General features: G+C 69.8%; 6 protein-coding genes and 2 tRNA genes. 6 read left to right on the forward strand and 2 right to left on the reverse strand.

Features of this window, described 5'->3' with window-relative positions; all coding sequences use genetic code 11:
- Window positions 1–215 precede the first annotated feature (215 nt).
- The 3 genes from VJS38_RS19235 (at window position 216) to metG (ending at window position 3,521) form a co-directional block, all read left to right on the forward strand.
- A complete protein-coding gene (locus VJS38_RS19235) occupies window positions 216–569 on the forward strand; it encodes a DMT family protein (RefSeq protein WP_324089761.1) in 354 nt (117 codons plus the stop codon).
- 52 nt (window positions 570–621) lie between these two features.
- Window positions 622–1,560: an aldo/keto reductase family protein gene (locus VJS38_RS19240; protein WP_324089762.1), complete on the forward strand. Its 939-nt coding sequence runs from the start codon at window positions 622–624 to the stop codon at window positions 1,558–1,560.
- A gap of 116 nt (window positions 1,561–1,676) precedes the next feature.
- Window positions 1,677–3,521 carry a methionine--tRNA ligase gene (gene metG, locus VJS38_RS19245; protein WP_324089763.1) on the forward strand — a complete coding sequence of 615 codons (1,845 nt, stop codon included), beginning with the start codon at window positions 1,677–1,679 and terminating at the stop codon, window positions 3,519–3,521.
- Here metG and VJS38_RS19250 read toward each other — a convergent pair.
- Both VJS38_RS19250 and rlmB read right to left on the reverse strand, forming a co-directional pair.
- Window positions 3,505–4,206, reverse strand: a complete 702-nt coding sequence (locus VJS38_RS19250) for a YjbE family putative metal transport protein (RefSeq protein ID WP_324089764.1) — start codon at window positions 4,204–4,206, stop codon at window positions 3,505–3,507. The two genes, metG and VJS38_RS19250, sit on opposite strands and share 17 nt — an antisense overlap.
- A gap of 46 nt (window positions 4,207–4,252) precedes the next feature.
- Window positions 4,253–5,050, reverse strand: a complete 798-nt coding sequence (gene rlmB, locus VJS38_RS19255; protein WP_324089765.1) for a 23S rRNA (guanosine(2251)-2'-O)-methyltransferase RlmB — start codon at window positions 5,048–5,050, stop codon at window positions 4,253–4,255.
- Between the two features lie 132 nt (window positions 5,051–5,182).
- Here rlmB and VJS38_RS19260 point away from each other — a divergent pair.
- The 3 genes from VJS38_RS19260 to VJS38_RS19270 form a co-directional block, all read left to right on the forward strand.
- A tRNA-Tyr gene (locus tag VJS38_RS19260) sits at window positions 5,183–5,269 on the forward strand.
- 43 nt (window positions 5,270–5,312) lie between these two features.
- Window positions 5,313–5,386, forward strand: a tRNA-Gly gene (locus VJS38_RS19265).
- A gap of 41 nt (window positions 5,387–5,427) precedes the next feature.
- Window positions 5,428–5,568 (forward strand): GTP-binding protein (locus tag VJS38_RS19270; RefSeq protein ID WP_324089766.1); only part of this gene is annotated, 141 nt, incomplete at its 3' end.

Genomic DNA, 5,568 nt, shown 5'->3' on the forward strand with positions numbered 1-5,568 from the left:
GCTTGAATACCGCAATCCCTTGCGGGCATGCTTTGCCCGGGTGGTATCGGTCCACATGTGTCGCTCCGTCGATGCTTCGCAACACCGACAGAATCACAAGCCTCTGATATCACCCAACTTCTTTTCGGGGCAGACACTAAGCAAGGGCTGGCGCGCAGGCGCCGGGCCGCCTATAGCCGCGCCCGGCCACTTCGAGCGACGGACGCGCTAGCCTCATGCCCGCACCCTGGACCGCGATCGCGCCCATCCTGCTGCTGATCGCCTCCAACGTCTTCATGACCTTCGCCTGGTACGGCCAGCTGAAGGTCGAGCACCGGCCGCTGTGGCTGATCGTGCTGATCGGCTGGGGCATCGCCTTCTTCGAATACTGCCTGGCCGTGCCCGCCAACCGGCTGGGCCGTGCGGTCTATGCGCCGGCCGAACTGAAGGCCATGCAGGAGGTGATCACGCTCACCGTCTTCGCGGTGTTCTCGGTCACCTGGCTGGGCGAGCGGCTCACCGCGAACCACGTCGTGGGCTTCGGCCTGATCGCCGCCGGCGCCTTCGTGGTCTTCAAGGGGCCGTTCTAGCGTCCCATATCCGAGCTTCGCCGAGAACGGCGCGCGAGGTGAGGGGACGGCCATGAAGTATCGGAAGCTCGGCGCGAGCGATCTCGAGGTCTCGGTGATCTCGCTGGGCTCATGGCTGACCTTTGGCGTCGGCGTCCAGGCGGACGCGGCCAGGGCCTGCGTGAACCGCGCGTTCGAGCTGGGGATCAACTTCATCGACACCGCCAACATCTACGGCCGAGGCGCGGCGGAGAGCTTTCTCGGCGAGACCCTGAACGGGCGGCCGCGCGACAGCTATGTCCTGGCGACCAAGCTCTTCTTCCCGATGAGCCAGAGCGACCGCGGCCTCTCGCGGGCGCAGGTGCTGAAGCAGATCGACGCCTCGCTGCGGCGCCTGCGGACTGATTACGTCGACCTCTACCAGTGCCACCGCTACGACCCGGAGACGCCGCTCGAGGAGACCATGGCGGCGCTGAGCGAGGTGGTCCGCGCCGGCAAGGCCCGCTGGATCGGCTTCAGCGAATGGACGCCGGCGCAGATCGAGGCCGCCTTCGCCATTCCGGGCGTCGAGCGGTTCGTCTCCAGCCAGCCGCAGTATTCCCTGCTGCACCGCCAGCCAGAGCAGGCGGTGACGCCGCTCTGCGCCAAGAACGGCGTCTCGCAGATCGTCTGGTCGCCGCTCGCCCAGGGGGTGCTTACGGGCAAGTACCTGCCCGGGGCGCGGCCGCCCGGCGACAGCCGCGCCGCCAGCGACCGGATGGGCCACACGATGAGCGAGCTGATGCGGCCGAAGGTGCTGGAGGCCGTGCAGCGGCTGAAGCCGCTGGCGGCGGAGGCGGGCTGCACGCTGTCGCAGTTCGCGCTCGCTTGGGTGCTGCGCGAGCCCAATGTCGCCTCGGCGATCGTCGGCGCCACCCGGCCGCAGCAGCTCGACGACAACGCCGCCGCGGCGGAGCGAGCGGTCGACCCGGCGCTGTTCCACCGGGCCGAGGAGATCGTGGCGGGGGCTTAAGTCGAACGCTGGCGCTCGCTGGATCGTAAATCGCCGCCGCCGGGTTTCGCCTGCGCGGCGGTCGCGGCTATAAGCCCCGATCCTCTCGTGAAGCCCAAGGCGCCCAAGTCCCTGCCATGTCCCGCATCCTGATCACCTCGGCTCTGCCCTACATCAACGGGATCAAGCACCTGGGGACGCTGGCGGGCTCGATGCTGCCGGCCGACGTCTACGCCCGCTTCCAGCGCGCGCGCGGCCGCGAGACCCTCTACATCTGCGCCACCGACGAGCACGGCACGCCGACCGAGCTCGCCGCGGCCGAGGCCGGGCAGGATCCGGCGACCTTCTGCGCCGCCCAGCACACCGTCCAGCACGACCTCGGCCGCCGGTTCGGCCTCTCCTGGGACCACTTCGGCCGCTCGTCCTCGCCGCACAACCACCGGCTCACGCAGGCGTTCGCCCGGACCCTGTGGGAGGCGGGCTTCATCGAGGAGCGGGTCACCCAGCAGGTCTACTCCAACGCCGACAAGCGCTTCCTGCCGGACCGGTATGTGATCGGGACCTGTCCGCACTGCGGCTACGAGGCCGCGCGCGGCGACCAGTGCGAGAACTGCACCCGGGTGCTCGACCCGGCGGACCTCCTGCATCCGCGCTCGGCGGTCTCCGGCTCGCCGGACATCGAGATCCGCGGCTCCAAGCACCTCTTCCTGCGCCAGAGCCTGTTCGCCGAGAAGCTGCGCCACTGGATCGAATCCAAACGGGCGCACTGGCCGAACCTGGTCACCTCGATCGCGCTGAAGTGGCTGGACGAGGGGCTGCAGGACCGCGGGATCACGCGGGATCTGGAATGGGGCGTGCCGGTCAACGCTTTCGAATGGGGCGCCAATCCCGAGGGCCAGCTGCCGGACATCGAGGGCTTGGCCGGCAAGGTGTTCTACGTCTGGTTCGACGCGCCGATCGAGTACATCGCCGCGACCTGGGAGTGGGCCGACCGCCGGGCTCAGGACGCCGGCCGCGCGGGCGCCGAGGACGCCGAGTGGCAGCGCTGGTGGCGCGGCCAGGCCGCCGCCGACGTCACCTATGTGGAGTTCATGGGCAAGGACAACGTGCCCTTCCACACCGTTGGCTTCCCCTGCACCCTGATCGGGGTCAACGAGCTTAGAGGCGCCGACGGCAAGTGGAGCGTGGTCAATCCCGAGCCCTGGAAGCTGGTCGACCAGCTGAAGGGCTTCAACTGGCTCGACTACTACGGCGGCAAGTTCTCCACCTCGCAGAAGCGCGGGGTGTTCATGGACCATGCGCTGGAGCTGCTGCCGGCCGACTACTGGCGCTGGTGGATCGTCGCCAACACGCCGGAGACCTCGGACTCGACCTTCGCCTGGGAGCCGTTCCAGGCCCAGGTGAACGCCGACCTGGCCGACGTGCTGGGCAATTTCGTCAACCGCATCCTCAAGTTCACCGAGACTCGGTTCGAGGGGGCGGTCCCGGAGGGCGGGACGCCCGGCGCGCTCGAGGCCAAGCTCGAAGAGGACGTGCTGGCCAAGCTGCGCGAGCTGACCGGCCACATGGAGGACCGCGAGTTCCGCAAGGCGGCGACCGCGGTTCGCCAGCTGTGGGTGCTGGGCAACCAGTACCTGACCGAGGCCGCGCCCTGGACCGCCATCAAGACCGATCGCGAGCGCGCGGCCGTGGCGGTCCGCCATGGCCTCAACCTCGTGGCCCTGTTCGCCAAGGTCAGCGAGCCCTTCATCCCCTTCGCCGCCGAGAAGATCGCCCTGGCCGTGGGCGAGGCCTTCCCCGGGCGCTGGCCGGCGCTGGCCAGTCCTGCCGAAGGGGGGGAGGGGACGCTTTCGATCCTCGAACCCGGCCGCAAGGTCCAGGCCCCGGACGTCCTGTTCCGCAAGGTCGAGGACGCCCAGGTCGCCGAGTGGCGCGAGCGGTTCGGCGGGCCGGAGGCGGCGGGCTCTACCGCCCGCCCTTGATGTCCAGCGGGGCGGGGGCCACGCGGTTGTACTGCTGGGTCCAGCCGAGGTCGCGGACCAGGTCGCGGTGGCCTTCCCACATCATGTGCAGGGCGACGTAGAGCACGATCGCCAGGCCGACGTAGCCGATCCAGCGGTAGCGGTGCAGCAGGCGGGCGATCCAGCTGGCGGCCACGCCCATCAGTCCCACCGACACCAGCAGGCCGAGCACCAGGATCGCCGGATGCTCGCGCGCCGCCCCCGCCACGGCCAGCACGTTGTCCAACGACATGGAGACGTCGGCGATCAGGATCTGCAGCAGGGCTCCGCCAAAGGTCTTGGGGCGCGCGCCCTTCGGCTCGGTCGCCGGGTCGGCGTCGAAGACGGCGTCGGCCTGCGCCTCCTCGGCCATGGCCTGGTCGCGCAGCTCCCGCCACATCTTCCAGCAGACCCAGAGCAGCAGGAGGCCGCCGGCGAACAGCAGGCCGATGACGCCGATCAGCTGGGTGGTGACCAGGGCGAAGGCGATCCGCGTGACCACCGCGGCGGCCAGGCCCCAGAAGATCACCCGCCGGCGGTCGTGGACGGGCAGGCCGGCGGCCACCACGCCCACGGCGACCGCATTGTCCCCCGCCAGCACCAGGTCGATCATCAGCACCTGGAGAAGCGCGCTGAGCGCGCCCGCGGTCAGCAGGCTATCGAGCATGGGGCTCTCAATGCGCGAGCCGGGCCCGCGCTGCAATGCCCTGGCTTCAGGTTCGGGGACGCGCCGCCTCGTAAAGCGCCACCGCGGCGGCGGCGGAGACGTTCAGGCTCTCGAAGCCGCCCGGCATCGGGATCTTCGCCAGCTCGTCGCAGTGCTCGCAGACCAGCCGGCGCAGGCCCTCGCCCTCGGAGCCCAGCACCAGGACCACGGGCCCGCCGTCCAGCACCTCGCCCAGGCCGCGCTCGGCCGCGCCGGTCAGGCCCACCGTGCGCCAACCGAGCTCGACCAGCGTCTCCAGGGCGCGCGAGAGGTTGGTCACCCGCGCCACCGGCGTGCGTTCGACCGCGCCCGCGGCGGCCTTGGCGAGCGCCCCGGCGAGCTTGGGCGCGTGCCGCTCCTGCAGGATCACGCCCTTGGCCCCGAACGCCGCGGCCGAGCGCAGGATGGCGCCGACGTTCTGCGGGTCGGTCACCTGGTCGAGCATCAGGAGCACCGCGCCGGGCTCGACGGGGAAGTCCTCGAGCTCGGCCGATTCGAGCGCGCCGGCCTTCAGCGCCACGCCCTGATGCACCGCGCCCTGCGGCAGCTGGCGGGCGATCAGCTGGTTGTCGGCGGTCTCCAGCGCGGCAAGGCGGCCGAATCGCTGCTCGAGCTGGCGCGCGCGCTCGGGCGTTGCGAGCAGGCGCAGCGGGGCTGCGCGGGCGCGATTTTCCAGGGCCGCCTCCACCGCGTGCCACCCCCACAGCCAGTCGTCGGAAGGCGTCTCCGCCCTGCGCCGGAAGCGGCCGTGAGATTGCGGCTTACGAGCTTTGCGGGCGTCGTTGCGTTCGGGATGCGAGGCCACTATAAGACGCGCTCCAAATTGGGGCCCCCGGACGGGATCTCCGGTTGCGGACCATCTGCGGGGGCTCTTAGCACCCCCAGGCGGACGCGGCGGAAGCTTTCGTTCCAGGCGCCAAGGCGGTTCTGCGCGCGAGGGGGAATGTCCCGAGTGGCAAAGGGGGCGGACTGTAAATCCGCTGCTGTAATGGCTTCGTAGGTTCGAGTCCTACTTCCCCCACCACGCGCCGGAGCAAACGGAGAGATGCCGAAAGGCCGCCTGGTCGGCGGGTATAGCACAATGGTAGTGCAGCAGCCTTCCAAGCTGAGGATGCGGGTTCGATTCCCGCTACCCGCTCCAAACTCTCGCACATTGGTTTAAGCAACGCCGGCAGGACCCTGATGGCCAAGGAAAAGTTCGAACGCAATAAGCCGCACTGCAACATCGGCACGATCGGTCACGTTGACCACGGCAAGACGACGCTGACGGCGGCGATCACGATGGTGCTGGCGAAGTCGGGCGGTGCGACGGCGAAGAAGTAC

Source organism: Phenylobacterium sp., from assembly GCF_035276905.1.
GTDB lineage: Bacteria > Pseudomonadota > Alphaproteobacteria > Caulobacterales > Caulobacteraceae > Phenylobacterium.

Bases quoted from the DNA above. Each gene is read 5' to 3' on its own strand.
- VJS38_RS19240 (WP_324089762.1), top strand. From the start codon at position 622: ATGAAGTATCGGAAGCTCGGCGCGAGCGATCTCGAGGTCTCGGTGATC.
- VJS38_RS19235 (WP_324089761.1), top strand. From the start codon at position 216: ATGCCCGCACCCTGGACCGCGATCGCGCCCATCCTGCTGCTGATCGCC.
- VJS38_RS19250 (WP_324089764.1), bottom strand. From the start codon at position 4,206: ATGCTCGATAGCCTGCTGACCGCGGGCGCGCTCAGCGCGCTTCTCCAG.
- metG (WP_324089763.1), top strand. From the start codon at position 1,677: ATGTCCCGCATCCTGATCACCTCGGCTCTGCCCTACATCAACGGGATC.